This is a genomic window from Kitasatospora sp. NPDC023385, assembly GCF_055664045.1.
Genome location: NZ_JBVOOL010000006.1, coordinates 169,016 through 194,049, shown reverse-complemented (window position 1 = coordinate 194,049; position 25,034 = coordinate 169,016). Strand labels below are relative to the sequence as shown.

Here is a 25,034-nt window from a genome sequence, read left to right as displayed (position 1 = left end):
AAGAGAGAGCCCCATGCCCGCCCCCGCCCCCACCCCTGCCCCCACTTCCGCCCCCGCGCCGTCCTGGACCGTGGGAGACGTCACCGTCCACCGCATCGACGAGATCGAGCTGCCCCCCGAGACCGGCCCCTGGCTCCTGCCCGACGCCACCCCCGACGTGGTGACCGGCCAGGACTGGCTGCACCCCCACTTCGCCGACCCGGCCGGCACGCTGCGCCTGGCCAGCCACACCTTCGCCTTCACCGTGGGCGGCCTGCGCGTCCTGGTGGACACCGGCATCGGCAACGGCAAGCAGCGCGCCAACCCCGCCTGGCACGACCTGGACACCGACTACCTGGAGCGCCTGACCGCCGCCGGCTTCCCCCCGGACGCCGTCGACCTGGTGATCCTCACCCACCTGCACGCCGACCACGTCGGCTGGAACACCCGTGCCGTGGAAGGGCGTTGGGTGCCCACCTTCCCCCGCGCCCGGCACCTGGCCTCCCGGGCCGAGCGGGAGTTCTGGGCCGGCTACGCGATGGAGGAGGCGCGCCGGCAGATGTTCGAGGACTCCGTGCTCCCGGTCGAGCGGGCGGGCCTGCTGGACGTCGTCGACGTCCCCGCCGAGGGCCTGGCCCTCGCCCCGGGCCTGCGCCTGCTCCCCACGCCCGGCCACACCCCGGGCCACGTCGCCGTCGAGCTGACCAGCCGGGGCCGCACCGCGCTGATCACCGGCGACTGCGTCCACCACCCCGTCCAGCTCGCCCACCCCGCCATCGGCGCCTGCGTCGACATCGACCCCGAGGGCTCCCGGGCCACCCGCCACGCCCTGCTCGCCTCGCTCGCCGGCACCGACACCCTGCTGCTGGGCACCCACTTCGCCCCGCCCACCGCGGGCCACGTCCTCGCCCACGGCGACGCCTACCGGCTCCAGCCCGTCCCCGCCCTCTGACAGCCCCCGGGCGGCGGCCACGCGACGGGCGGCCCGGCGGCGCCCCGGCGGCCGGACAGGGCCCGCCCCCGGCCGGTAGAACGGGGCCGCCGGAGGGAAGGTGACGTCCCGTCAGCCATCGGCGAGGTGCCACCGCACCCGAACGGTTCGCCCGCCGCCCGCCCGTCCGAGGGAGTCGCGATGGCCGTGCCGCCGGAACCGGACCGCTCGAGCGAACTGCTCGAGCTCTACAAGCTCGCGGTGGAGATGGCCGACCGGATCTCGGCCCGCCGGGGCGTCGCCAACACCTACTTCCTGTCCGTGCAGACCGCCCTGGTCACCCTCATCGGGTTCGGCATACCCAGGCTCTCCGAGTCCCCGTGGTGGGTGCCGACGGCCGTCGCGCTGGCCGGCAGCACCCTCTCCGTCGCCTGGTGGATGCAGCTGCGCAGCTACCGGGACCTCAACGCCGCCAAGTTCGAGGTCATCAACCGGCTGGAGGAGGAGCTCGCGGCGCGGATCTACACCGATGAGTGGCGGACCCTCAGGAGCGTCTCCCGCAGCGGCCGCTGGCACAAGCACTACACCGAACTCGGCACCACCGAGCGGGCGGTGCCGGTGGTCTTCGCGGCGGCCCACCTGATCCTCCTCACCGGCACCCTGGTCACCGGCACACTGGGGTCATGAGCCACCTCGATCCCATCGCCGACCTCATCCGCTCCTGCCTGCCCTCGGAGGCGAGACCTCCGGCGGGTTCGGAGGACCTCTTCCGGATCTATGCCGTCCTGCTGCAGGCCAAGGGCGAGCAGGTCACCGACGAGGACGTCCACAACGCCTGGACCGCCTGGACCCAGTCCACCGACGACAGCCACCGCGCCCTGGTGCCCTTCACCGAACTCGACCCCCCCACCCGCGCCCTGGACGCCCCCTACACCCTCGCCATCCGCACCGCCGCCCGCCGGCTCCGTCACCCCACCGCCTGACGGCGCCGACGGGCCCGCCTCCCCGTGGCCACCGGCCCTCGGCCATGGGCCATAGGTCACCGGTTCCTAGGCCATAAGTCACCGAGGGCCGGGCCGTCCGGGAGGTTTTGCCGCCGCCCTCCGGGGCAGTCGCTGCGCTTTCACGAAACCTTCACCCAGGGTGGGTGCATCGATCGGCCGTCCCCGGGTAACTGGGGCCTTCGACCGTGCCGACACGAGGAAAGGACTCCAATGGTCGCCCCCACTGGTGTACTGCCCGGTTCCGCCGATCCGTCGACGGGTGTGCCGTCGCCCCGTCCGGCGGTGCCCGACGCAGGGCTGCGGGACCTGCTGCCGCCGCAACTCGCCGCTGTCGACGACCTGCGCGAGGTCGCCCCGGCCGACGCCCGCGAGCTCACCCGGGTGCTGCTGCGACGGCTCGCCGCCCTGGAGGAGGGGACGAGGGAGTACTCCTACGTCCGCGCCACCCTGGTGGAGATGAACCTGTCCCTGGTCAGGTTCGCGATCCGCCGCTTCACCGCGCACCGCGAGCCGCAGGAGGACCTGCTGCAGGTCGGCGCGGTCGGCCTGATCAAGGCCATCGACCGCTTCGACCCCGACCTCGGCGTGGAGTTCACCACCTTCGCCATGCCGACCGTCCTCGGCGAGATCCGCCGCCACTTCCGCGACACCACGTGGGCCGTCCACGTGCCGCGCCGCCTCCAGGAGCTGCGCATCGTCCTGGCCCGGGCCCAGGAGAGCCTGGCGCAGGAGCTGGACCGGTCTCCCACGGTGGCCGAACTGGCCGACCACGTCGGCCTCTCCCAGGAGGAGGTGGTCGAGGGCCTGACCGCCGCCAACGGGCACACCGCCGGCTCCCTGGACATCGGTGCCGAGGACGACGACCGCCCCGGCCCCCTGGGCGAGCGCCTCGGCGAGGACGACCGCGACCTCGCCCTCGTCGAGGACCTGGTGGCACTCAAGCCGCTCGTCGCCGCCCTGCCCGAACGCGACCGGCTCATCCTCTCGATGCGCTTCTGCGAGGACATGACGCAGTCCCAGATCGGCGCCCGCCTCGGGCTGTCCCAGATGCACGTCTCCCGGCTGCTCAGCCGCACTCTGCGGCACCTGCGCGAGGGGCTGGAGGAAGCCTGACCGCACCGCCGAGGCGGACCGCACCGCCGCGCCCGACCGCACCGCCGCGGCGGACCGTGCGCCGCGGCCGAACCGCCGGGGCGGGCCCGGTCCGGCACCCCCTGTTTGGCCGACGGACGCGACCTCCGTAAGGTCGGAGGGCACGGACACGGAGGGGAACGACGACGATGACGCCATCCGACAACGACCACGGGGAGATCGCGCTCTCGGCCTCCCCGCGCCGGGCGCAGCCGGCGGTGCGGACCCGCACCACGGCGTCCGGCGCGGTGGTGTGCGTCCTCGTGGGCGACCTCGACATCGAGACGCTCGGGCCGGCCGCCGACGCGCTCACCGCCCTCCTCGCGCAGCGCCCCCGCGCGGTGGTGATCGACCTCGAAGGCGTCGGCTTCTGCGACTCCTCCGGCCTGAACCTCCTGCTCAGGACCCGTCTCGCAGCGGGGGAGGAGGGGGTGGCCCTGCACCTGGCCGCCGTCTCGCCCACCGTCCTGCGGGTGCTCGAACTGACCGGCGCGCAGGCCGTGTTCCCCCTGCACGGGTCGGTCCGGGAAGCCCTGGCGGCCCTGGCGCCCTGAACAGGGCGGGCCGGGCCTTCGCGGCGGACGTGGAATTCGGGCCACGGCCCGCCGCCGGGGCGGTGCATAATCCCGAAAGCGCCGGGAAACCGACCATGCGGCAACCGCCGTCGATCCGAAAGGGTGCCCTCACATGACGATGAGCCCGGGGACCCTGGACGGCGACCCGCACCCGGCCGGGCCCACGCTGCCCGCGGGCGGCCAACGCAGGCGGTTGACCCTGACCGGGCTGCCCAAACCGGTCGCCCGGGCCAGGGCCTTCACCCTCCAGGCCTTCGGCGACTGGTACGCGTCCGTCCATCCCGTCGACGCCCAGGAGGGCGTCGCCGCGGACGTCGTCCTGCTGGTGGCCGAACTCGTCGCCAACGCGATGCTGCACGGCGACGGCCCGCTGGAACTCGTCCTGGACGCCACCCGGGCCCGGCTGCGGGTCGAGGTCAGCGACCGCAGCCCCGCCATGCCCGCCCCGCGCCGCCCGCACGAGCCGTCCCTGCCCGGCGGCCACGGCCTGTTCATCGTGCAGCGCACCTCCGACCGCTGGGGCGCCGAGCCGCACAGCCAGGGCAAGACGATCTGGGCCGAGGTCGACGCCGCACGCCTGGCCGGCCACTGACCCGCCACCACCGCCGCTACGGCGCCGTGCCCGGCGAGGGAGCTCCCTCACCGGGCACGGCGCCGTACGCGGGGCGGCCGCCGGACGGCCCACGGGCGGTCAGATGATGCGCCCGGTGTAAAACGGGCCGTAGTAGAGCCCGTACCGGTCGCGGACGTCGAGTTCCGCCTCGTCCGTCCCCTCGCCCAGGTCCGGACTGTGCCGGATCTCCTCCTTGGTCCGGTCGACGTACACCTTCTGCTCCCCGATCTCGATCCGGGTGACGGTGCCGGCCGGCAGGAGCACCCGCTTGCCGAAGATCCAGGGACCGGTGTCCACCACCAGGTACTGCGCACCCACCTCCTCGGACAGCTTGTCCACCTTGCCGATCGAGCCGTCCTGCGCCTCCACGTGGAACCCGATGAGGTCGGTCCCGGCGGTGTGACCGGAAGCGCTGCGGAACTCCCAGATGTCGACGTCCCCACTCATGCCCGTCTCCCTTCCACGGCCACGGGCCGGACGGACGCCCGGCCCTGCGCACACGCGCGATGACCGGCTGCCCCCACCCGCCCGTTCCATGCCACCCAGGCCCGACCCGGCCCGACCCCGGCCCGCCCCGGCCTTCCCCGGTCCTGACGGCACGTCGGCAGGCATGCCCGCGCCCGGCCGGGATAGGCGAGACCGGGCGGGAAAGCCCGCGCGGAAGGGGAGAACGGACGATGTGGTGGAGTCTGGTACGCCTGGCACTCGCGAGCGCCGCGGCGCTCCTCTTCGCGTACGGCCTGGACCGGATCATCCAGACCGCGGTGCGGCGGCTGGCCGTCCGCGGCGGCACCGCCGGCGTGCCGCGGCTGGTGCGCAGGTGCCGGCTCCCGATCCTGGCGCTGACGGCGTGCCTGCTCCTGCTCGGCGCCCTGCCGTGGGTCGCCGCGCCGCCCGCCGCCGGCGAGGGCCTGCGTCACCTGGCGGTGATCCTCGCCATCACCTCCGGCGGGTGGCTGTGCGCCCGCGTCGTCGCCCTGCTCGTGGACAGCACCCTGCGGCTCGCCGTGCACCGCCGCGACCCGGCCTGGGCCGGCCGCGCCCGCACCCAGGCCGACCTGCTCGGCCGGATCGGCCAGGCGATCGTCGCCCTGGTGACCCTGGGCGCGGTCCTGATGACCTTCCCGGCGGTGCGCGGCATCGGCACGAGCCTGCTCGCCTCCGCCGGCCTGGTCGGCGTGGTGGCGGGCGTGGCGGCCCAGAGCACCCTGGCCAACGTCTTCGCCGGCGTCCAGATGGCCTTCGGCGACCTCGCCCGGATCGGGGACGTGGTCGTGGCGGGCGGCGAGTGGGGGACGGTGGAGGAGATCACCCTGACGGCCGTGGTGATCGAAACCTGGGACCAGCGCCGGCTGGTGATGCCGATCTCGTACTTCGTCGGCCGCCCCTTCGAGAACTGGTCACGCCGCTCCAGCCGGATCACCGGCACCGCGCTGCTCCACCTCGACCACCACACCCCGGTCGGGCTGCTGCGGGCGGAGTTCGACGCCTTCCTGGCCGGGAACAAGCTGTGGGACGGCGAGGGCAGCGCCCTCCAGGTCGTCGACACCACCCCCACCACCATCGTGGTCAGGGTGCTGGCCACCGCGGCGAACGGCGCCGACGCCTTCGAACTGCGCTGCCAGCTGCGCGAACACCTCGTCGGCTTCCTGCGCGACCACCACCCGTACGCCCTGCCGCGCCTGCCCGTCGCGGACGCGCCCGGCCGGCGCCCGCCCCCCGAGGACGCCGACACCACGCCCCGTCCCCCCGAGGACGCCGGCGCCAGGCCCCGGCCCCCGGGGCCCCGGCCTCCCGCAGGCCCGCCCCCGCGGTGACCGCCCCGGGAGCCCCGGGTGCCCTCACCGGCCCTCGACCGCGCGGGCGTCCCCGGTCAGCGCGTAGCGGCGGCCGGCCATCAACTCCTCGCAGGTGCTGCCGATCTCCTTCCCGAGCAGGTGCAGGACGGCCTCGGCGTCGTGGTCCGAGACGTAGCCCGGCGCGACCCGCAGCGCGAGCAGGCCCAGCTCCCGGAAGTCGCCCAGCAGCCGCTGCTGCGCGTCCAGGCCCCGGGCGACGACGGCGCGCCAGGCCTCGACGTCGTGGCCCTCGGGGCTCTGGACGCTCTGGAGGTCGACGGGCGGGACGTCCGGGCGCTCGCGCAGCTCGGCCACGGCGTCCGCGACGGCGGCACCGACCAGGGCGGCCTCCACCGGCCCGTGGCCGGCCTCGGTGCGTACCCGGGCCAGCCGCTCGGCGATCAGGTCGGCGAGCTCGGCCAGGCGCCCGCGCAGGTCGACGACCGCCTGGACGGACAGCACCGGCCAGGTGTCCCACGTGTGGGAGAGCGAGGGCCCGGCCTCGCGCTCCACGGTCTCCTCGATCGCCTCGGCCACCGCCGCGAGGTCCAGCAGCCGGTAGGCGGTCGGCCGGGAGAGGCCGAGTTCGGCCATGGCGTAGGCGCCCCACGAGGGGAAGCCGAGCGCCGTCCAGACCCGGCCGCGGTACGCGGCGCGCACCCGCCGGGTCAGTACCAGGGCGGAGGTGCGTGCCTCCGCTGCCGCCGCCCGCAGCTCGTCGGTCAGGCGCCGTGCTTCGGCCCTGCCGACCGCGGTGTCCGGCTCGCTGTGATGTCGCTCGCCCATACGTGTGCACCTGCCCGCTGCCGGTGGGGACGAATCAGGATGAATCGGGCCTAGCGGGGCCGCCGCCGGTGCCGCCGGAGCGGTCGTCCCCTTCCCCGCGGACGTCCCCGGTGCCCCCGGTGTGCTCGGCGCCCCCGGGCTCCTCCCCGTCCCGGAAGGAGACGTCGACGCGCTGCTCGGGGCGGCGCTCCTCCTGCCGGGCGACGGAGGACAGGACCGCCTCGTCGGCGTCCGTCAGCGGCGGCTGCAGCAGGCTGCGCGGCCACAGCCGGCGGGCGAGCACCACATTGGTCTCGGCCGCGTACACGGTGACCTGCGCCGCCAGGTAGAGCCAGGACAGCAGGCCGATCACGGTCGCGAAGAACCCGTAGACCTGGCCCGCATGGCGCAGCTCGTGGGTGACCAGCAGCGATCCGAACACCTGGAGGACGGTGAACAGCGGCCCGGCGAGCGCGCAGCCCGGCCACAGCGCCCGGGTGGGGATCTCCCGCGGGGTCAGCACCCGGAAGCAGGCCAGGCACAGCGCGGTGTTCACCAGCGCCGAGACGACCAGGCCCCCGATCCGGGCGGGCAGCCCGCCCAGGGCGGTGCCGACCAGCGAGGCGGCCGCCGTGCCCAGCACCAGCCCGGTGCCCAGGACCGCGAACAGCAGCAGGCTGCGCACCAGGCGCGGCCAGTAGCCGGGCCGCTGCACCCCGGGCACGTTCCAGACCTCGGCCATCGCGTGCTGCAGGACCTGCGCGATGCCCAGCGCCCCGTACAGCATGCCGAGCGCGCCGATGAGCAGGGCCAGGCCGCTGCCCTGCAGGGAGTGGACGTTCTGGCGCAGCTGGTCGCCGATGATCGGGAAGTCGGCGAGCGCGGAGTCCAGCACCGAGCGCTGGGCGCCGGGGTGGCCGTGCAGGACGAAGCCGAGGACGGTGCTGAGCAGGAGCAGCAGCGGGATCAGCGCGACGAAGCCGTAGTAGGTGATCAGCGCGGACAGCAGCCCGCCCCGGTCGTCCCCGTACTTGCGCACGACGCCGACCACCACACCGGGGGCCCGGTGGCGCTGCTGGAAGCCGTCCACGCCCCGCAGGGCCCGTTCGATCGGGTTCACGCCCGGCGTCTGCCCCCGCCGCGCGGACCGACACCCGGCGGATTGCCCCGCGCCGCGCCGGGCACCCGCGAGGCGACCGACGAATCCGCCACGATCGAGGACGCGAGCAAGGACGCGAGCAAGGACACGGCCGAGGACGCGAGCAAGGAGCCGACAGTGAACGAGATCCCCCAGGGCGGCGCGGGCGGCGTGCCGCTGCACCACGACACGGACGACGGACCCCACCCGGGGACTCCCACCCACGAGACCCCCGCCCACGGCGAGGAGCCCCCCGCGGAGGAGCAGGGCGACGCGACCACCGCCGAACCCGGCCGGGCCCGCCGCCTCGACCCCGACGAGCGCGGCGAGGACGGCGAGGACGGCGGCGAGGAGGGCGGGTAGGGCGAGGGCCGGGGCGCGGGGAGGGCGGGTAGGGCGAGGGCCGGGGCGCGGGGCACCCGGGCGTCCGGGTGAACACCGCCGGACGGAGCCCTCGGGTCGCGGCCGCCACCGACAGGGCTTCCCCTGGAGGAATGGCCGACCCGACACCGCCGCTCAGTCCCGCCGAGCTGCTGCTGGAACGGTTCCTCGCCTCGAGGCGCACCCTCGACCCCAAGGACGTCCCGGCCATCGCCCAGCAGTACACCCGGGCGCTCGGCATCGGCTCCAGCACCGTCTACCTCGCCGACATCCAGCAGAACCGGCTCGTCCCCATCGCCGACGGCCCGTCGCTGCCGATCGACGGCACCAGCGCCGGCTGGGCCTTTCGCACCGGCTCCCTGCGCGTCACCGAGGACGACACCGGCCTGGTGGCCTGGTTCCCCATGGCCGACGGAGCCGAACGCCTCGGCGTCCTGTGCCTCAGCACGACCGACCTCAACCGGGAGGCCCTGCACCGCTGCCGCCTGCTCGCGGCCCTGCTCGCCATGGTGATCACCTCCAAACGCGACACCAGCGACAGCTACGCCCTGGGCACCCGCGCGGAGCCCATGAGCCTGCCCGCGGAGATGCTGCGCGCCTTCCTGCCGCCGCGCACCGTCTGCACCCACCGGGTCGTGTCGACCGCCGTCCTGGAGCCCGCGTACGACCTCGGCGGCGACGCCTTCGACCACTCGCTGGCCTCCGGGGTCCTGCACGCCACCGTCCTGGACGCCATGGGCCACGACCTCGCCTCCGGCCTGACCGCCGCCGTCGCCCTCGCCGCCTGCCGCAACGCCCGGCGCAACGGCGCCGACCTGCCCGACCTGGCCGCCACCATCGACGACTCCCTGCAGCACTGGCTGCCCGACCGCTTCGCCACCGGCATCCTGCTGCGCCTGGACGTGGCCGCCGGGGCCCTCCACTGGATCAACTGCGGCCACCCCCAGCCCCTGCTGATCCGCGACCAGCAGGTCGTCACCGACGCCCTCGCCCACACCTCGGAGCCGCCCCTGGGTCTGGGCACGTTCTCCGGGGTGCCCCGCACCGTCCAGAGCTGCCGGCTCCAGCCGGGCGACCGGCTGCTGGTCTACACCGACGGCGTGACCGAGGCCCGGGGCACGGGGGGCGAACTCTTCGGCCTCGACCGCTTCACCGACTTCGTCATCCGGGCCACCGCCGCGGGCGAGGAGGCCCCCGAGGCGCTGCGCCGGCTCATCCACGCCATCCTGGAGCACCAGAACAACACGCTCTCCGACGACGCCACGATCATGATGATCGAGTGGCAGCCCGCCGCCCTGAGCACCGTCGGCCTCCCCCCGGTCGGCGGCCTCGCCTGACCGGCCGCGGTCGGCTCAGGGCGGTCGGCTCAGGGCGTGCGGGTCATGGTGGAGCCCGCCAGGTGCGCGGCCAGCCCCTCGCGGCCCTGCTCGCGGAACCAGCGGCGCTGGCGGTCCGCGCCGCTGCCCGCGCGTTCGAAGGCCCACCACAGCCCCGCCACCCGGCCGGTGTCGCCGGCCGCCTCCAGCCCGGGCGCGGCGTAGGCGCGCAGCTCCTCGACCACGGCGGCGGCCGGGCGGGCGGTGCCGTCGGCGGGGGAGACCAGCCGGCCGTGCAGGCCGGTGCGGGCGGCGTGCCAGGTGGCGGCGCGCAGTAGCTCGTCGGGGGTGTCGGGGCGCGGGCGCCCGTCCCGCTCCTCCAGGACGGCCGTGGTGACCAGGGCCCTGGCCAGGCCGGCGAACAGCTCGGCGTCGGCGACCGTCAGCTGCACGTCCATCGCCCGTACCTCCACCGTCGGGTAGCGCTCGGACAGCCGGGCGTGCCAGTAGAGCTGGCCCCCGTCGGCGATCGCTTCGGCGGCCCGCAGCGCCGCCACCCGCCGCCGGTGGTCGGCGATGTCGCGGAAGGCGGGCGGCGGGCCGCTGACCGCCCACTGGTCGAAGTGGACCGTGCGCCAGCTGGCGAAGTGGGTGTCCTCGCCCCGCCAGTAGGGCGAGTTGGCGCTCAGCGCGATCAGCACCGGCAGCCAGGGGCGCAGCCGCACCAGGGCGCCCAGGCGCTCCTCCTCGTCGTGGACGCCCACGTGGACGTGCATGCCGTTCAGCATCAGGTCGTCGACCAGCGCGGGCGCCTGGCGGCGGGCCCGCAGGTAGCGTTCGGCGTCCGTGACCGGCACCGGGCCGCCCGGCCCGAACGGCGCCGAGCCGACGGGCACGATCCGGCAGCCGTGCTGTGCGGCGGCCGCGCTCAGGCCCGCGCGCACCCGGGCGAGGTGGCGGGCGACGGACGCCAGGTCCTCGCAGACCGGGGTCGCGGTCTCCACCTGCACCTGGAGCAGCTCGTGCTGCGCCTCCTCGGGGCGCAGTGCGGGCGCCAGCGAGGCGGCGGCCAGGACCTCGGCGGCCCGGGGCAGCGGCGTGCCGTCGCGGGGGTCGACCAGCAGGTACTCTTCCTCGACTCCGAGTGTCAGCATGCCGTTCCGCTACCCGGGTGCGGCTTTTGTACGCGGCCCGAGGGCTTCCACGGCTCCGGCCCCACCGGCAGCGACGACGCCGGCCGCCTCGCCGCCCCGCTGCTTCAGCCGGCGTTCAGCGCGGCGTCGACGGCCTGCCCGGCGGCGGCCTGCTCGATGCGCCGGGCGAGCATCGTCGCCATCCTCTGCAGCTGCGGCAGGTCCGCCGAGTCCTCGAGCATGGCCCCCGCGACGGTGGTGCCCACCCGCATCAGGATGACGTTCCGCTCGCTGCCGTTGTGCGTGCCGCTGAACGCGACGGTCTCGTTGCCGACGGCCGGCCCCGGGACCTTGGTGGCCGTGTTCCCGTCCTTCTTCTCGGCCTGCCCCGCGATCGTCGCCAGGTACGTGCCGGCCTCGCCCTTGGTGGCGAAGGTGGTGATCCGGAACGAGGCCGTGACGATGCCGTCCTCGAAGTCGGCGGTGCCGTCGAGCTTGCAGCCCGGGCACTCCTCGTCGGTGCCGTCCTCGACGGCGACCCGGTTGTTGTGGACCTCCCAGCCGGGCATGGCCGCGCGGCCCGGCAGGGTCTGCTTCAGCGCGACCTTGTCGGAGAGCACGGTCGGAAGTCGGCCCACTTCTGCACGCCGCCCGCGAGTTGGCCCGAGACCGGGCTGGAGCCACAGGCGCTCAGCGCGCCTCCCAGCAGGATCGCTGCGATGCCGATGCCCAGCCCCCGTGCGGTGCGCCGATGTGCGCGGCCATGCCGAACTCCCCGCTCCCTAGATTTCAAGATCATCCGATGACATGTCGGCTCCCGACATGACCACGCGGGCAAGGCCGCGCGGATCCACGACCGCTGCCCCACGCTCGCCTGCCCAGACCCGCCCGCCCAGACCCGCCCGCCCAGGCCCGCCCGCCCAGGCCCGTCCGCTAGGCCCGCCCGCCCCCGCCCTCGGCGTCGATGTGCGGCAGCACCCGGTCCAGGAAGCGCGGCGTCCACCAGGCCGCCGCGCCCAGCAGCGTCATCACCGCCGGCACCAGCAGCAGCCGCACGATCGTGGCGTCCACCAGCACGCTCACCGCCAGGCCGAGCCCCATCATCTTGATCACCACGTTGTCGCTGACGATGAACGCCGCGAAGACACTGACCATGATCAGCGCGGCGCAGGTGATCACCCGGGCCGTGATCTCCAGCGCGTGCGCCACGGCGTCCCGGCTGTGCCCGGTGCGCAGCCAGGCCTCGTGCACCCGCGAGAGCAGGAAGATCTCGTAGTCCATGCTCAGCCCGAAGACGATCGCGAACATCATCATGGGCACGTAGCTCTCGATCGGGACCTTCCCCGCGACCCCGAGCGCCGGCCCGCCCCAGCCCCACTGGAAGACCGCCACCACCACCCCGTACGAGGCCGCGATCGACAGCAGGTTGAGCACCGCGGCCTTGACCGCGACGAGCAGGCCGCGGAAGACCGCCAGGATGATCAGGAAGGCCAGCCCGACCACCACCGCGATGATCAGGACCAGCCGGCTCGACACGATGTCCAGGAAGTCGACCTGGGCCGCGGTGTTGCCGGTGACGTAGGTCCTCGCGCCGGTGTCGGCCACCGCGCCGGGCAGCACGGTGTCCGACAGGCGGTTGACCAGGTCGGTGGTGGCGCGCTCCTGCGGGGCGCCCACCGGGGTGACGGTGGCGAACAGCACCGCGCCGTCCGGGCTGGTCTGCAGCGGGGTGCTGCCGGCGGCGCCGGGCAGGCCGGTGAGGGCCTGCTGCACGGAGGCCTGCACGGCCGGCCTCGTCCCGGCGGGCACGGTGCTCTGGTCGACGACCACGGTCAGCGGCGCGTTCGAGCCCGGGCCGAAGGCCTGGGACATCAGGTCGTAGGCCCGCCGGTCGGTGAAGTCGGTGGAGTCCGCGCCGTCGCCGATGTGGCCGAGCTGGATGGAGAACAGCGGGATCGACAGCACCGCCAGCGCGACCACCCCGGCCACCAGGTACCGCCAGGGGTGCGCCTCGACCCGCCGGGCGTACCGGTGCCAGCTCCCGCCCTCCCCGCCCTGGCCGCCCCCGCCGCCGGCCTCGGCGATCGGGCGGCGCACGGCGAAGCGGTCCATCCGCCGCCCGATCAGCCCCATCAGCGCCGGCAGCAGGGTGAGCGCGCCGAGCACCGCCGACACCACGGTCACCGCCGCCGCCGCACCGAGCTTGGCGATGAAGGAGATGCCCGACACCGACAGCCCGGACAGCGCGATGATCACGGTGCAGCCGGAGACCAGCACCGCGCGTCCGCTGGTGGCCACCGCCTGCCCGGCGGAGGCGACCGGGTCCACGCCGTCCATCAGGTTCTGCCGGTGACGGGTCAGCAGGAACAGCGCGTAGTCGATGCCCACCCCGATGCCGATCATCGTCGCCAGCGTGGGCGCGACGGTCGCGAACGTGGACAGCGCCGCGACCAGCCCCAGCACCCCCAGCCCGACCACCGCCGCGAACAGCGCCGTCACCAGCGGCAGCCCGGCCGCGAGGGCACTGCCGAACCCCACCAGCAGCACCACGACCGCCACCGCGAAGCCGATCGCCTCACTGGAACGGTCGTCCGGCGCCGGCCGGGCCAGCTCGCCCAGCGGACCGCCGTACTCCACCTGCACCCCGGCCTGCCGCAACGGCGCCACCGCCACGTCCACCCCGGTCAGGTAGCCGGTGCCCAGCAGCGTCGGCGCGGTGTCGAACCGGACGGTGAGGTACCCCGTCAGCCCGTCGGCGGCCAGCGGACCGCCCGGCACCGCGGGCTGGCCCGGCGGCGGCAGCGGACTCTGCACCGAGATCACGTGCGGCAGCTGCTGGAGCGAGGAGACCGCCTGGGCGATCTGCGGCTGGAAGCCGGTCAGCTGCGCCGCGTCGTGCAGCACCACCTGCGAGCTGGTGCCCGCCGCGGCCGGCTCGTGCGCCTGCAGCACGTCACGGCCCTGCTGCGCCTGGGTGCCGGGCAGCGAGAAGTCGTCCGAGTAGGTGCCGCCGACCGTCTTGTTGGCGGCCTGGACGCCGGCCAGGGCGACGATCCACAGCACGATGACGAGCAGCGAGTGGCGCGCGCACCACTCGCCCAGGCGGCGCAGCGCCGCGCGCCTGGCCGGCCGGTCGGCGTCCGAGGGGGCGTGGCGGGCGGACGGCGGCATGGACGGCTCCCGGGTCTGCTGCGCGGTGGTGCGCCGGATCGGCGCAGTGTTCCCGCCGGGGCCGGCCCGCCCACGGGTACCGGCGGGTAGTCGCCCCTACGGGCCCGGCCCGGCCCGGGGCACGGGGGCCATAGGGCGGCGTCGGGGCGGGCCGTCGTCCCGGCGGTGGGTCAGCGCAGTTCCGCCAGGGCGGCGGTGGCGAAGGAGTGGTCCTGCTCGGGGGCGCCGCCGCCGACGCCGAGGGCGCCGATCAGGCGGCCGTCGCGGTGGACGGGGATGCCGCCGGCGATGAACAGCAGGGGGCGGTCCAGCGCGGTGGGCAGGGAGTGGAACGGGCCGTCCGGCTTGACCAGGTCGACCACGTCGGCGGTCGGGGCGTTCAGCTGCAGGGCGGTGTAGGCCTTGCGGGTGCTGGTCTCGCCGGAGATCAGCACGGCGCGGTCGTCGCGGCGGAAGGCGAGCAGGTGCCCGCCGGCGTCCAGGACGGTGATGCCGACCGCGACCCCGGCCGCCTCGGCGGCGGCGTGGGCGGCGCGGACGAGGGCCTCGGCGTCGGCGGTGGTCAGCGGGGTGACGGTGGTGCTCACGGCGGTGCTTCTCCGGGGGGGGGGGGGGGGGAGGTCAGTGGGCCGGGACCGGGGAGGGGGCGGCGGCGGCCCCGCGTTCGGGGGCGCGGCGCTCCAGGGCGGCGGACCACAGGGCGAGGACGAGGGCGGCGGCGGCGAGGGCGGCGCCGACCCAGTTCGGGGCGGTGTAGCCGAGGCCGCCGGCGATGACGATCCCGCCGAGCCAGGCGGCCAGCGCGTTGCCGAGGTTGAACGCCCCGATGTTGACGGCCGAGGCCAGGGTGGGGGCGCCGTGGGCCTGGTCCAGGACCCGCTTCTGCAGCGGGGGGACGGTGGCGAAGCCGAGGGCGCCGACGAGCAGGATGGTGACGGCGGCGAGGACCTTGTCGTGCGCGGTCAGGGTGAACAGCGCCAGCACGACCGCCAGCCCGCCGAGGGTGGTGTAGAGCAGCGGCATCAGGGTGCGGTCGGCGAACCGGCCGCCGATCAGGTTGCCGAGGAACATGCCGACGCCGAGCAGCACCAGCAGCCAGGTGACGGCGCCGTCGGAGTAGCCGGCGACCCCGGTCATCATCGGCGCGATGTAGGTGATCGCGGCGAAGACGCCGCCGAAGCCGAGCACGGTCATCGCCATCGCGAGCAGCACCTGCGGGTTGCGGAAGGCGGTCAGTTCGCGGCGCAGGTGGGCGCCCTCGGGGCGCGGGAGCGCGGGCACCAGCCTGGCGATGCCGAACAGGCCGACCACGCCGAGCGCGGCGACGACGCCGAAGGTGGTGCGCCAGCCGACGGCCTGGCCGATGAAGGTGCCCAGCGGCACGCCGACGATGTTGGCGACGGTGAGCCCGGTGAACATGGTGGCGATGGCGCCGGCCTTCTTCTCGGGGGCGACCAGGTCGGCGGCGACCACGGACCCGATGCCGAAGAAGGCGCCGTGGGCCAGCGAGGTCACCAGGCGCCCGGCCAGCATCAGCGGGAAGGTCGGTGCGAACGCGGAGAGCAGGTTGCCGGCCGTGAACAGGGCCATCAGCAGCATCAGCATCGTCTTGCGGCTGATCCTGGTGCCCAGGGCGGTCATCAGCGGCGCGCCGATGACGACGCCGAGGGCGTAGCCGGTGACCAGCAGGCCCGCGTCGGGGATGGAGACGCCGTAGTCGTCGGCGATCCGGGGCAGCAGGCCCATGACCACGAACTCGGTGGTCCCGATCCCGAATGCGCCGATGGCCAGGGCGAGGAGAGCGAGAGGCATGGGGCCCGACCCTTCCGTGATTGCTTGAGTGAGCACCTAGCGAGCTTCCACAATAGTTGCAGACGCGCGATAAGTGCAACCGCAGACAGGCGGCACGCGCCAAGGCGTGCGTTCGCGGGCCGTCGGGCGGCGGGGGAGTGGCGGGGGTCGGCGGCGGGCGGCGTCCACGGCCTCGACCGCCTCGACCGGCGAGGCCGGTTCGGGGTTCCGCGCGGCCTGGGACAAGCCCCGGCGTGAAATACCGGCCCGAGCATCTATAGCGCTTGTGCAATTACGCGTGGGCTTTCTCCCGGGCCCGATGGGACATTCCGACGGCGCCCCGCGCAGCGGGTCCTGCGTACTGGTTCAGACCATTGACGGACGGGGAGGCGGCCTCCTACGGTGTCGGGCAACCGGCCTGGCGCGGGCATGCCATACCTTGGCCGGGCCCCCTGCACGTCCCCACGCGCACTCCCACGCGCACGACCCGCGCCGGGCGCACACTCCACCACCCCCACGGAGGAGCACCATGCGCACACGCCACCTCCTCGCGGCCGCCGCGGCCGCGATCGCCCTGCCGCTCGCAACGGCCCTGCCGGCCCAGTCCCACGGCTTCATCGACCAGCCGCCGAGCCGCTCCGCGCTCTGCGGCGCCGACGCCGTCCCGTGGGACTGCGGCGACATCCAGTGGGAACCGCAGAGCGTCGAGGGCCCGAAGGGCTTCCCCGCCCGCGGCCCGGTCGACGGCACCATCTGCGCCGGCGGGGACGCCCGCTGGGCCCCGCTGGACGACCCGCGCGGCGGCGCCTGGCCCACCACCAGGGTGACGGCCGGTCAGCGGCTCACCTTCACCTGGACCATCGAGGCCCGCCACGCCACCACGAACTTCACGTACTACCTCACCAAGCCCGGCTACGACGCGTCCCGCCCGATCACCCGGGCCGCACTGGATCTGACCCCGTTCCTGACCGTCCCCTACAACGGCCGCCAGCCCGCCGCGACCACCACCCACACCGCGACCCTGCCCACCGGCCGCACCGGCCACCAGGTGATCGTCGCCGTCTGGGAGATCGCCGACACCGGCAACGCCTTCTACTCCTGCACCGACGTCGCGTTCTGACCCACCGCCGCGTCATGCTGCCGCGTCCGGCTGCCGCGTCCCGCCGGCGCCCGTCCCGCCCGGGCGGCGCCGGCGGGACGCCGCGCGGGCGAGGCCCTTCGGGCACGCCGGGGCCGGTCCGCTCCTCGCGCGCCGGGAAAGCCGCGGATCTGTACATTGAGGGCATTTGGGGGGAGCAGCGACAGGCTTCGCGCGTCCACGCACAGAAGGCCGAACCGCCTTCGGAAAGGGTCTCCATGCACCCCGCCCTCAGCCCCGCCGTCCTCGCCGAGCTGCGCCGGCCCCGGCCCTATCCGGCGGTGTCGATCCTGATGCCCACGCACCGCCGGGAGCCGGACAACGCGCAGGACCCGGTCCGGCTGCGCAACCTGCTGGCCGAGGCGAAGGAGAAGGTCCAGGCCGACCCGCAGGTCTCCCGGGCCGACCGGATCGCCGTGCTGGAGCAGCTCGACCGGGCCCTGGCCGAGGTCGACCTGGTGCACGCCGAGGACGGCCTGGCGATCCTGGTCGCGCCCGGCGAGCACCAGGTGTGGTCGCTCGGGCGCTCCGCCCCGGCCCGGGTGGTCCTGTCCGACACCTTCCTCACCCGCAACCTGGTCGCCGCGCACGCCGCCGAGCGCCCCTACTGGGTGGTCGCGATCGCCGCCGACCGGGTGACGCTGTGGGGCGGCACGCCGGAGCGGGTCAGCGAGGAGACCGGCGACGGCTTCCCGCTGGTGCGCGTCTTCGACAATCCCGACCCCGAGCGGCAGGAGCGCATCGGCGACACGCCCAGCACCTTCCGCGACGAGGAGACCAAGACCTTCCTGCGGCAGGCCGACGCGGGGATCGGCAAGCTGCTGGCCGCCGACCCCCGCCCGCTGTACGTGGTCGGCGAGGCCGCCGCGCTCGCCCTGCTGGACGCCGTCGGCCCGATCGCCCAGCAGGCCACCGCGCAGATCCCGCACGGCGGCCTCGCCCAGGCCGACGCGGAGACCGTCCGCCAGGTGGTCGGGCCCGCCGTGCGCGCCCACGCCGAGCGCGAGGTCGCCGAGGCCCTCGCCCTGCTCGACAAGGCCCACGGCCGCCAGGCGTTCGCGGCCGGCCTGGACGAGGTCTGGCGGGCCGCCGGCGAGGGCCGGATCGCCCGGCTGGTGGTCGAGGAGAACTACCGCACCACCGTGCGCGACGACGGCGAGCACCTCGTCCCCGCCGAGGCGGGCCTGCCCGGGGCCCGGGAGGACATCGTCGACGAGGTGATCGAGCGCGCCCTCGGCACCGGCGCCGAGGTCAGCTTCGTCCCCGACGACGTCCTCGCCGACAGCGGGCGGATCGCCGCCGCCCTGCGCTACTGACCCGCCGCCGCCCCGGGCCGCCCGAACCCCGAACCCCGAGCCGCCGCGCGGCCCGGGGTTCGGGGTTCGGGCTCAAGGACCGTGTGGTCAGCCGGACTTGGCGGTGGCCCGCACGCCGAAGTGGACGTAGCGGCTGCCGTCCGCCAGGGCGTAGAACACGACGGGTATCCAGGCGTCCTTGTCGTTGCGGCGGCCGGCGAACACGGTCTTGGCGGGGGTGTCCGAGACCGGGGTGAGGTGCCAGACGAGGGGTTCGAAGGTGCCCGCGAGTCCTTCGGCCCCCTCGTAGCGCAGCCGGAGCACGCCCTCGCCGCTCGGGTCGTCGGCGATCGTCATGAGGAAGCCCTCGCGCTTGTACGTGCCGGTGAACGGCGTGGTGTCGACGGCCGGGTGGTCCACGGCGGGTTCGAACCGGGGCATGGCGACCCCGGCGAACTCGGCGCTCAGTTCGCGGCAGAGGGCCTCGTGGACCTTGGGAGCGGCGCCTCCGCCGTTGGTGAGCAGGGCGATGGCGAGGCCCTTCGCCGGGATGGCGCGCAGGTAGGCGAGCTGGCCGAAGGTGCTGCCGTCGTGGCCGAAGCCGCGCACGCCGTCCCACTCGAACAGGCCCCAGCCCAGGCCCCAGTGGGCGCCGAGGAACCACTGGTCGGGCATCTCCACCTCGGGGGCGAGCATGGCCGCCACGGCCGCGGCCGAGAGCACCCGGGTGCCATCCGGCGCGGTGCCCCCGCCGATGAAGAGCCGGGCGAAGCGGACCACGTCGGCGGCGGTGGCGCAGATGCCGCCGTACGGTCCCGCCGAGCGGGGCAGCATGTTCCACAGCGGGGTGGGGACCGGGTCCTCGCCGGGGTCGCCCATGTGCCCCATCGCGGCGCGGAAGCGCAGCACCTCCTCGGGCAGCGTCATCGTCCGCTCGAGTCCGAGCGGGCCGCAGATCAGCTCCTTCAGGGCCTCGTCCCAGGTGCCGCCGGTCACCACCTCGACGATCCGGCCCAGGACGTTGTAGGCGGTGCTGGAGTACGACATGGTGGCGCCGGGCGGGTTGGTGAGGCCGACGTCCGCGGTGCCCTCGAGGTAGCGGGCCAGGCAGTCGTCGCCGCGGCCGGTGTCGTTGACGTAGTCGCCCTCGATCCCGCTGGTGTGGTTGAGCAGTTGGCGCGGGGTGATGGTCCGGGTGGCCTCGGCGTCGGCGACGGCGAAGCCGGGCAGGACGTCCACGACCGGGGCGTCCAGGTCCAGCCGGCCGGCGTCGGCGAGGCACATCACCAGCGCGGCCGTGTAGCCCTTGCTGACCGAGCCGATCTGGAACACCGAGTCCGTGGTCGTCTCGACGCCCGTCCCGGTGTGCAGGACGCCGCTCGCCAGTTCGTGGATCTCGCCGTCGGCGAGGACGGCCAGCACCGCGCCGGGGATGCGGTGCTCGGTGAGCAGCCGGTCGAGCCGGTCCTGCCAGTGGGCGTGGTCGAACGCCTTCGGCGCGGGGGTCCGGCCCAGCGCCCGGTCCACGGCCTCGGCGGCCTCCTGGTGGGCGTGGTCCACGAGCTTGGCCACCTCCTCGTCCAGGCGCTTCGAGAACTCTCCGTACGCGTGCTTCGACATGTCATCCCTCTTCCGTGGTCGGCGGCGCGCATGGCGAAGAGGCGTGGGGGGGGGGGGGGGGGGGGGGGGGGGGCGCCCCCCCGCCGCCCCCGGGGGGGGGGGGGGCGGCGGGGGCCGGGGGGGGGGGGCCCCGGGCGGGGGCGCGCCCCCCCCCACGCCTCGGCTCCGGGCGCGGGGCCCGGGGGCGGTGCTGTCCTGTTCGGCGGGTCGCTGCGGCCGGGCTGTCCCCGGCCTGCCCGCCGGTCCGGCCGGGCTCTAGCCGGCCTGGCGGGGGCGGCGGCCGACGAGGGCCGTCAGCGAGGCCATGGTCGTGCGCGGCGGGTTCTGCAGGTCCCGGTCGGGGCGGATGACCGGGCGGGCCAGGACCCGGACCAGGGCGCCGAGGACGAAGCCGTACACCGCCACCAGGCCGTGCCCGTTGGACTGGGCGAACCACATGGCCAGGCCCGCGGCGGGCACGGCCAGCGCGAGCAGCCGCTCCTTCGGGGCGCCGCCGGTGCCGCCGCGCAGCAGCAGGGCGGCGGCCAGGGTCGCGGCGAGGAAGTAGGTGGCGCCCGAACTCCCGGCGAAGTTGCGCGGGTCGACGGTGGTCCGGTCGGCCTCCCCGAAGAGGGAGTCGATGTGCTGCGGCAGCAGGATGCCCGCCGCGAACAGGCCCACCATCAGGGGGGCGCCCCAGAACCACTCGGCGAGCGCGGCGACGATCACGAGGGTGGCGATGTTCCACGCCCCGCCGAAGAGGCCGCCGTTCTGCATGAAGACCGAGGTGACCACGCGCCACCAGCCCGACCTGCTCGGATCGGAGTCGAAGGCGTCCATCGCCCCCGACCAGCACAGCTGCGTCACCACGGCGCCGATCGCGATCACGGCCAGCCCGGCCGCGGCCCAGGGCAGGCCGCGCCGCTGCACGGTCTCCGGCCCGATCAAGGCCATCCCGGCCTTGAACATCAGCACCATCAGCCCTGCCGTCGTCACGTTGAACACGATCGCGTCCATCGCCGCCCCCATCCCCCTGTTTGACCTGCGATGACCGCGACCCTAGCGGTAGTGGTGAGCAGATTCAAACAGTGTTTGAAAAGCCCCGGTACACTCGCCCCGTGAAGCTGACCGCCGACCGGATCATCGACGCAGGCATGATCGTGTTCGCCGAATCGGGCTATCACGGACTCTCCATGCGCAAGGTCGCGGAGCGACTCGGCGCGTACGCCGGGAGCCTCTACTACCACGTGCCCAGCAAGGGCGCCCTGCTCCAGCTGATGGCCGACCGGCTGGCCCGCCAGGCCTACGACGCCGGCACAGCCGCGCTGGCGGTCCTGCCCCAACCGGCCGACTGGAAGGGCCGGTTGGAGGCCCAGGCCGTCACCCTGCGGCACAGCATCCGGCAACACCCGGGCGGCGCCGCCCTGTTCGCCGACAGCCCGAAGGTCCTCAGCACGGGGGCGCTGTCGCTGATGGAACGACTGCTGCAGACCCTGCGGGACGCCGGGGCGCCCGAGGCCACGTGCGCGGTCGCCGCCGACGCGCTGCTCAGCCACGTCACCGGGTTCGTGCTGCAGGAGCAGGGCGACCCGCCCGCCGTGCCCGTCACCGCGCGGGCCGTCGCCGACCTCCACGAACGCTTCCCGCTGACGGTGGCCGCCGCGTCGACCTCGGCCCGCGCGCTGGACGAGAAGTTCGTCCAGAGCGTGCGGCTGCTCTGCGACGGCGTCGAGGCCCGGATCCGGGTGTCCGCCCCGGGCCGCCGCTGATCTGCGCCCGGGCGGCGCTCAGGCGGTCTTGACCGCCCCGCCGTCGACGAGGTGGTCGGCGCCGGTGGTCGCGGCGGCGAGCGGCGAGGCGAGGTAGGCGACGAGCGCGGCGACCTCGGCCGGTTCGACGAGCCGGTCGATGAGCATGCCCGTCGCCGCCGGCAGGCCGGCCAGGAGGTCGGCGTGCGGGACGCCCAGGGACGCGGCCAGGCCCGCGCCGTAGCCGGTCGGGCTCTCCCACATCGCGGTGCGGACCGGGCCGGGGGAGACGGTGTTCACCCGGACGCCCCGCGGGCCGAACTCGTGCGCGAGGGCCTTGCCGAACGCGGTGAGCGCGGCCTTGGCCGTCGCGTAGGCGACGGGTCCGCCGTGCGGGACGCGGGCGGCGATGGAGGACACGTTGACGATCGCGCCCCGGGCGGCCTGCAGCGCGGGCAGCGCGGCCCGGGTGACCCGGACGGTGGCGAGGAAGTTCAGGTCCAGCACCTCCGCCCACTGCGCGTCGGTCAGGTCGAGGAAGCTGCCGCTCAGGCCGCCGTCGCCGCCGCCGACGTTGTTGACCAGGATGTCGATGCCGCCCAGGGCGGCCACGGCCTCGGTGACGAGGTGCCCGGCCCCGGCGGGATCGGACAGGTCCACGGCCACGGGGACCGCGCCGGCCGCCGCCAGCTCCGGGGTGGGCGTGCGGGCCGCCGCGACGACGCGGACGCCCTCGGCGGACAGGGCCCGGACGACGGCCAGTCCGATGCCGCGGCTGGCGCCCGTGACCAGGGCCGTCTTGCCGTTCAGCTGCAGGTCCATGGTGTTCCTCCACGCATAAGTGCAACGCTTCTGACGCACTGAATTTAGAACATGCATCACTGATGTTGCAAGTTCTCTGGGAGATGCCACACCGGCGTACCCTTGCCGAGTCGTCCGACGCCACGGAAGGAACCGCACCCATGGCCCCGCCCGCCCCCGCCAAACCGCTGCGCGCCGACGCCGAGCGGACCGTACGCGCGATCCTCGAAGCCGCCGAACGGGTCCTGTCCGCGAACCCGGCCGCGACGATGGAGCAGATCGCCGAGGCCGCCGGGGTCGCACGGACCACCGTCCACCGGCGGTTCGCCTCGCGGGAGGCCCTGATCACGGCCCTGGCCGCCTGGGCGACCCGGCGGTTCCACGAAGCCGTCGAAGCCGCCCGGCCCGACACCGCCCCGCCCGCCGTCGCGCTCTACCAGGTCACCGCGAACGTGCTCCGCGTCAAGATCGGCTGGGGCTTCGCCATGGGCGCCGTCCCCACCGACGCCCCCGAGGTCGCCCGCCTGCACGCCGACGTCCTGGCCCAGTGCGAGCGGCTGTTCGCGCGCGCCCGCACCGCCGGACTGCTCCGGGCCGACACGGATCCGCACTGGGCGCGGCGCGTCTACTACGCGCTCATCCACGAGGCCGCGGCCGAGGCCCCGGACACCGACGCCGCCGTGGACGCGCTCGCCACCAGGGTCGTCGACACCCTGCTCCAGGGCGTCGGCACACCGGCCGCCCCCTGACCCGGACCTGTGAGGGCCCCGACCTGCGAGGGCCCCGACCCGCGAACGCCCGCCCGGCGAGCCCCGCCGCCCCGTCGTAGGCTCACGGCCGTGGCCGCCCCCACCGCCCACGACACGGCGACACGGCGAGGCGGCGGACCGCGGAAGGAAGGAGCGGAAGGTGGACGAGCGAACCCCCACCGGACGGCGCTGCCTGGTCACCGGAGCCACCGGCTACATCGGCGGCCGGCTGGTGCCCGAACTCCTGGCCGCCGGACACCGGGTGCGCTGCCTGGCCCGTGACCCCGGGCGCCTGCGCGACCAGCCGTGGCGCGCCGAGGTGGAGGCCGCCACCGGCGACGTCACCCGGCCCGAGACCCTGGACGGCGCCTTCGACGGCGTCGACACCGCGTACTACCTGGTCCACTCACTCGCCACCGGGCCCGGCTTCGAGGACACCGACCGGCGCGCCGCCCGCGCCTTCGCCCAGGCCGCCGCCCGCGCCGGGGTGAGCCGGATCGTCTACCTCAGCGGACTGCTGCCCGCCGGCGTACCCGAAGCCGAACTGTCCCCGCACCTGCGCTCGCGCGCCGAAGTCGGCCGGGTCCTGCGCTCCGCCGGCGTGCCCGTCGCCGAACTGCGGGCCGCGGTCATCATCGGCTCCGGCTCCGCCTCCTTCGAGATGCTCCGCTACCTGACCGAGCGCCTGCCCGCCATGGTCACCCCCCGCTGGGTCGACACCCGCATCCAGCCCATCGCCGTACGCGACGTGCTCTCCTACCTGGTCGGCGCGGCCGCCCTGCCGCCCGAGGCCGACCGGGCCTTCGACATCGGCGGACCGGACGTCCTGACCTACCGGCTGATGATGCGGCGCTACGCCACGGTGGCCGGCCTGCCCCGGCGGGTGATCGTGCCCGTACCCGTCCTGTCCCCGGCCCTGTCCAGCCTCTGGGTCGGCCTGGTCACCCCCGTCCCCGGCCCGCTCGCCCGCCCGCTGGTGGAGTCCCTGCGCCACGAGGTGGTCTGCCACGAGCACGACATCGCCCGCTGGATCCCCGACCCGCCCGGCGGCCTGACCGGGTTCGACCGCGCCGTCGAACTCGCCCTGCGCCGCATCCGCGACGCCCAGGTCACCACCCGCTGGTCCTCCGCCTCCCTGCCCGGCGCCCCCAGCGACCCGCTGCCCACCGACCCCGACTGGGCCGGCGGCAGCCTCTACCAGGACCTGCGCGAACGACACGTGGCCGCCGAACCCGCGGCCGTGTGGCGGGTGGTCGAGGGCATCGGCGGCGACAACGGCTGGTACTCCCTGCCCTTCGCCTGGTCCCTGCGCGGCACCCTCGACCGCCTGGCCGGCGGCGTCGGACTGCGCCGCGGCCGCCGCGACCGCCACCGCCTGCGGGTCGGCGACGCCCTCGACTTCTGGCGGGTGGAGGAGATCGAGCCGGGACGACTGCTGCGCCTGCGGGCCGAGATGCGCCTGCCGGGACTGGCCTGGCTCGAACTGCGGGTCACCCCCGACGGGGACGGCGGCGCGCGCTACCACCAGCGCGCCCTGTTCCACCCGCACGGCCTGGCCGGCCACGCCTACTGGTGGGCGATCGCCCCCTTCCACGGCCTGGTCTTCGGCGCCATGGCCCGCAACATCGCCGACCGCGCCCGCCGCCCCGCCTGACCCGGCGCAGCCGCGCCCGCCGCACCGCTCGCCCCCCCCGGGGCGGCGGGCTCACCCGGCCGGCTCCACGGCCACGTCGATCACGTCGACCAGCCTGCGCAGCTTCTGCTGGACGCGTACGGCCTCGGGCTGCGGCACCCGGACGACGGCCCTGGCCGAAGCCGCCGCCCCCGCGCTGAAGGCCAGGTCCAGGACCCGGTGGTTGTTGAGGGTGGAGGCGAGGCGGGCGAGCGTGCCGGTGGTGGGGCGCAGGGTGACGGTGAGCCGGGTGTGTTCCATGGCGG

At 75.1% G+C, this 25,034-nt stretch carries 26 protein-coding genes; 14 read left to right on the top strand and 12 right to left on the bottom strand.

The annotated features are described in order from the left end of the window. Positions 1-13 precede the first annotated feature (13 nt). From AC0B61_RS12440 to AC0B61_RS12415, 6 genes are all read left to right on the top strand, one after another. Entirely contained in the window at positions 14-931 is a 918-nt protein-coding gene (locus AC0B61_RS12440) for an MBL fold metallo-hydrolase (protein WP_471740607.1), read from the top strand. 180 nt (positions 932-1,111) lie between these two features. Further along, positions 1,112-1,597: a RipA family octameric membrane protein gene (locus AC0B61_RS12435; protein ID WP_471740606.1), complete on the top strand. Its 486-nt coding sequence runs from the start codon at positions 1,112-1,114 to the stop codon at positions 1,595-1,597. Beyond that, entirely contained in the window at positions 1,594-1,893 is a 300-nt protein-coding gene (locus AC0B61_RS12430) for a DUF7701 domain-containing protein (RefSeq protein WP_471740605.1), read from the top strand. The genes AC0B61_RS12435 and AC0B61_RS12430 overlap by 4 nt, the downstream gene beginning before the upstream one ends. A gap of 231 nt (positions 1,894-2,124) precedes the next feature. Beyond that, entirely contained in the window at positions 2,125-3,027 is a 903-nt protein-coding gene (locus AC0B61_RS12425; protein ID WP_471740604.1) for a SigB/SigF/SigG family RNA polymerase sigma factor, read from the top strand. Between the two features lie 167 nt (positions 3,028-3,194). After that, positions 3,195-3,599 (top strand): STAS domain-containing protein, encoded by a 405-nt coding sequence (locus tag AC0B61_RS12420; protein WP_471740603.1) that lies wholly within the window; start codon positions 3,195-3,197, stop codon positions 3,597-3,599. A gap of 133 nt (positions 3,600-3,732) precedes the next feature. Continuing rightward, the gene (locus AC0B61_RS12415) at positions 3,733-4,212 is read left to right on the top strand and encodes an ATP-binding protein (protein ID WP_471740602.1); all 480 of its coding nucleotides are present in this window, start codon (positions 3,733-3,735) and stop codon (positions 4,210-4,212) included. 99 nt (positions 4,213-4,311) lie between these two features. Here the strand turns inward: AC0B61_RS12415 and AC0B61_RS12410 are convergent, their stop codons facing one another. Then, positions 4,312-4,680, bottom strand: a complete 369-nt coding sequence (locus tag AC0B61_RS12410) for a PRC-barrel domain-containing protein (protein WP_471740601.1) — start codon at positions 4,678-4,680, stop codon at positions 4,312-4,314. Positions 4,681-4,910: 230 nt separating this feature from the next. On the opposite strand from AC0B61_RS12410, the gene AC0B61_RS12405 reads away from it, so the two are divergent. Next, positions 4,911-6,050: a mechanosensitive ion channel family protein gene (locus AC0B61_RS12405; protein WP_471740600.1), complete on the top strand. Its 1,140-nt coding sequence runs from the start codon at positions 4,911-4,913 to the stop codon at positions 6,048-6,050. A 24-nt stretch (positions 6,051-6,074) separates the two neighbouring features. Here the strand turns inward: AC0B61_RS12405 and AC0B61_RS12400 are convergent, their stop codons facing one another. Together AC0B61_RS12400 and AC0B61_RS12395 are read right to left on the bottom strand one after the other, a co-directional pair. Then, positions 6,075-6,857, bottom strand: coding sequence for a hypothetical protein (locus AC0B61_RS12400; RefSeq protein WP_471740599.1), 783 nt, complete (start codon positions 6,855-6,857; stop codon positions 6,075-6,077). 34 nt (positions 6,858-6,891) lie between these two features. Then, positions 6,892-7,956, bottom strand: coding sequence for a YihY/virulence factor BrkB family protein (locus tag AC0B61_RS12395; RefSeq protein ID WP_471740598.1), 1,065 nt, complete (start codon positions 7,954-7,956; stop codon positions 6,892-6,894). A gap of 42 nt (positions 7,957-7,998) precedes the next feature. On the opposite strand from AC0B61_RS12395, the gene AC0B61_RS12390 reads away from it, so the two are divergent. Together AC0B61_RS12390 and AC0B61_RS12385 are read left to right on the top strand one after the other, a co-directional pair. Further along, entirely contained in the window at positions 7,999-8,337 is a 339-nt protein-coding gene (locus AC0B61_RS12390; protein ID WP_471740597.1) for a hypothetical protein, read from the top strand. A 131-nt stretch (positions 8,338-8,468) separates the two neighbouring features. Then, positions 8,469-9,692: a PP2C family protein-serine/threonine phosphatase gene (locus tag AC0B61_RS12385; protein WP_471740596.1), complete on the top strand. Its 1,224-nt coding sequence runs from the start codon at positions 8,469-8,471 to the stop codon at positions 9,690-9,692. Positions 9,693-9,721: 29 nt separating this feature from the next. Here the strand turns inward: AC0B61_RS12385 and AC0B61_RS12380 are convergent, their stop codons facing one another. From AC0B61_RS12380 to AC0B61_RS12360, 5 genes are all read right to left on the bottom strand, one after another. After that, positions 9,722-10,825, bottom strand: a complete 1,104-nt coding sequence (locus tag AC0B61_RS12380; RefSeq protein ID WP_471740595.1) for a carboxylate-amine ligase — start codon at positions 10,823-10,825, stop codon at positions 9,722-9,724. Positions 10,826-10,929: 104 nt separating this feature from the next. After that, on the bottom strand, positions 10,930-11,424 hold the full coding sequence (locus tag AC0B61_RS12375) for a hypothetical protein (protein ID WP_471740594.1): 495 nt from the start codon (positions 11,422-11,424) through the stop codon (positions 10,930-10,932). Between the two features lie 313 nt (positions 11,425-11,737). Further along, complete coding sequence (locus AC0B61_RS12370) at positions 11,738-13,975, bottom strand: MMPL family transporter (RefSeq protein ID WP_471740593.1); 2,238 nt, start codon at positions 13,973-13,975, stop codon at positions 11,738-11,740. 170 nt (positions 13,976-14,145) lie between these two features. Then, positions 14,146-14,562, bottom strand: coding sequence for a GlcG/HbpS family heme-binding protein (locus tag AC0B61_RS12365; protein WP_471740592.1), 417 nt, complete (start codon positions 14,560-14,562; stop codon positions 14,146-14,148). Between the two features lie 34 nt (positions 14,563-14,596). Next, entirely contained in the window at positions 14,597-15,787 is a 1,191-nt protein-coding gene (locus tag AC0B61_RS12360) for an MFS transporter (RefSeq protein WP_471740591.1), read from the bottom strand. A gap of 508 nt (positions 15,788-16,295) precedes the next feature. On the opposite strand from AC0B61_RS12360, the gene AC0B61_RS12355 reads away from it, so the two are divergent. Beyond that, entirely contained in the window at positions 16,296-16,886 is a 591-nt protein-coding gene (locus tag AC0B61_RS12355; protein WP_471740590.1) for a lytic polysaccharide monooxygenase, read from the top strand. 236 nt (positions 16,887-17,122) lie between these two features. Beyond that, positions 17,123-18,220: a baeRF3 domain-containing protein gene (locus tag AC0B61_RS12350; protein ID WP_471740589.1), complete on the top strand. Its 1,098-nt coding sequence runs from the start codon at positions 17,123-17,125 to the stop codon at positions 18,218-18,220. 87 nt (positions 18,221-18,307) lie between these two features. Here the strand turns inward: AC0B61_RS12350 and AC0B61_RS12345 are convergent, their stop codons facing one another. Both AC0B61_RS12345 and AC0B61_RS12340 read right to left on the bottom strand, forming a co-directional pair. Further along, entirely contained in the window at positions 18,308-19,819 is a 1,512-nt protein-coding gene (locus AC0B61_RS12345; RefSeq protein ID WP_471740588.1) for a serine hydrolase domain-containing protein, read from the bottom strand. Between the two features lie 255 nt (positions 19,820-20,074). Further along, on the bottom strand, positions 20,075-20,815 hold the full coding sequence (locus AC0B61_RS12340; protein WP_471740587.1) for a hypothetical protein: 741 nt from the start codon (positions 20,813-20,815) through the stop codon (positions 20,075-20,077). A gap of 101 nt (positions 20,816-20,916) precedes the next feature. Between AC0B61_RS12340 and AC0B61_RS12335 the strand changes: the two genes are divergently transcribed. Next, positions 20,917-21,567: a TetR/AcrR family transcriptional regulator gene (locus AC0B61_RS12335; RefSeq protein ID WP_471740586.1), complete on the top strand. Its 651-nt coding sequence runs from the start codon at positions 20,917-20,919 to the stop codon at positions 21,565-21,567. An 18-nt stretch (positions 21,568-21,585) separates the two neighbouring features. Here the strand turns inward: AC0B61_RS12335 and AC0B61_RS12330 are convergent, their stop codons facing one another. Continuing rightward, positions 21,586-22,368 carry an SDR family NAD(P)-dependent oxidoreductase gene (locus AC0B61_RS12330; protein WP_471740585.1) on the bottom strand — a complete coding sequence of 261 codons (783 nt, stop codon included), beginning with the start codon at positions 22,366-22,368 and terminating at the stop codon, positions 21,586-21,588. 140 nt (positions 22,369-22,508) lie between these two features. Between AC0B61_RS12330 and AC0B61_RS12325 the strand changes: the two genes are divergently transcribed. Continuing rightward, positions 22,509-23,096 (top strand): TetR/AcrR family transcriptional regulator, encoded by a 588-nt coding sequence (locus AC0B61_RS12325; protein WP_471740584.1) that lies wholly within the window; start codon positions 22,509-22,511, stop codon positions 23,094-23,096. A 160-nt stretch (positions 23,097-23,256) separates the two neighbouring features. Further along, the gene (locus AC0B61_RS12320) at positions 23,257-24,750 is read left to right on the top strand and encodes an SDR family oxidoreductase (protein WP_471740583.1); all 1,494 of its coding nucleotides are present in this window, start codon (positions 23,257-23,259) and stop codon (positions 24,748-24,750) included. A gap of 51 nt (positions 24,751-24,801) precedes the next feature. On the opposite strand, the gene AC0B61_RS12315 is transcribed toward AC0B61_RS12320, so the two are convergent. Further along, entirely contained in the window at positions 24,802-25,029 is a 228-nt protein-coding gene (locus tag AC0B61_RS12315) for a hypothetical protein (RefSeq protein WP_471740582.1), read from the bottom strand. Positions 25,030-25,034 lie beyond the last annotated feature (5 nt).

Excerpts from the sequence above, each read along its gene's own strand:
- AC0B61_RS12325 (WP_471740584.1), top strand. The coding sequence starts at position 22,509 with ATGGCCCCGCCCGCCCCCGCCAAACCGCTGCGCGCCGACGCCGAGCGG.
- AC0B61_RS12370 (WP_471740593.1), bottom strand. The coding sequence starts at position 13,975 with ATGCCGCCGTCCGCCCGCCACGCCCCCTCGGACGCCGACCGGCCGGCC.
- AC0B61_RS12425 (WP_471740604.1), top strand. The coding sequence starts at position 2,125 with ATGGTCGCCCCCACTGGTGTACTGCCCGGTTCCGCCGATCCGTCGACG.
- AC0B61_RS12415 (WP_471740602.1), top strand. The coding sequence starts at position 3,733 with ATGACGATGAGCCCGGGGACCCTGGACGGCGACCCGCACCCGGCCGGG.
- AC0B61_RS12410 (WP_471740601.1), bottom strand. The coding sequence starts at position 4,680 with ATGAGTGGGGACGTCGACATCTGGGAGTTCCGCAGCGCTTCCGGTCAC.
- AC0B61_RS12330 (WP_471740585.1), bottom strand. The coding sequence starts at position 22,368 with ATGGACCTGCAGCTGAACGGCAAGACGGCCCTGGTCACGGGCGCCAGC.
- AC0B61_RS12440 (WP_471740607.1), top strand. The coding sequence starts at position 14 with ATGCCCGCCCCCGCCCCCACCCCTGCCCCCACTTCCGCCCCCGCGCCG.
- AC0B61_RS12380 (WP_471740595.1), bottom strand. The coding sequence starts at position 10,825 with ATGCTGACACTCGGAGTCGAGGAAGAGTACCTGCTGGTCGACCCCCGC.
- AC0B61_RS12430 (WP_471740605.1), top strand. The coding sequence starts at position 1,594 with ATGAGCCACCTCGATCCCATCGCCGACCTCATCCGCTCCTGCCTGCCC.
- AC0B61_RS12385 (WP_471740596.1), top strand. The coding sequence starts at position 8,469 with ATGGCCGACCCGACACCGCCGCTCAGTCCCGCCGAGCTGCTGCTGGAA.
- AC0B61_RS12360 (WP_471740591.1), bottom strand. The coding sequence starts at position 15,787 with ATGCCTCTCGCTCTCCTCGCCCTGGCCATCGGCGCATTCGGGATCGGG.
- AC0B61_RS12315 (WP_471740582.1), bottom strand. The coding sequence starts at position 25,029 with ATGGAACACACCCGGCTCACCGTCACCCTGCGCCCCACCACCGGCACG.
- AC0B61_RS12400 (WP_471740599.1), bottom strand. The coding sequence starts at position 6,857 with ATGGGCGAGCGACATCACAGCGAGCCGGACACCGCGGTCGGCAGGGCC.
- AC0B61_RS12355 (WP_471740590.1), top strand. The coding sequence starts at position 16,296 with ATGCGCACACGCCACCTCCTCGCGGCCGCCGCGGCCGCGATCGCCCTG.
- AC0B61_RS12350 (WP_471740589.1), top strand. The coding sequence starts at position 17,123 with ATGCACCCCGCCCTCAGCCCCGCCGTCCTCGCCGAGCTGCGCCGGCCC.
- AC0B61_RS12340 (WP_471740587.1), bottom strand. The coding sequence starts at position 20,815 with ATGGACGCGATCGTGTTCAACGTGACGACGGCAGGGCTGATGGTGCTG.
- AC0B61_RS12405 (WP_471740600.1), top strand. The coding sequence starts at position 4,911 with ATGTGGTGGAGTCTGGTACGCCTGGCACTCGCGAGCGCCGCGGCGCTC.
- AC0B61_RS12345 (WP_471740588.1), bottom strand. The coding sequence starts at position 19,819 with ATGTCGAAGCACGCGTACGGAGAGTTCTCGAAGCGCCTGGACGAGGAG.
- AC0B61_RS12435 (WP_471740606.1), top strand. The coding sequence starts at position 1,112 with ATGGCCGTGCCGCCGGAACCGGACCGCTCGAGCGAACTGCTCGAGCTC.
- AC0B61_RS12420 (WP_471740603.1), top strand. The coding sequence starts at position 3,195 with ATGACGCCATCCGACAACGACCACGGGGAGATCGCGCTCTCGGCCTCC.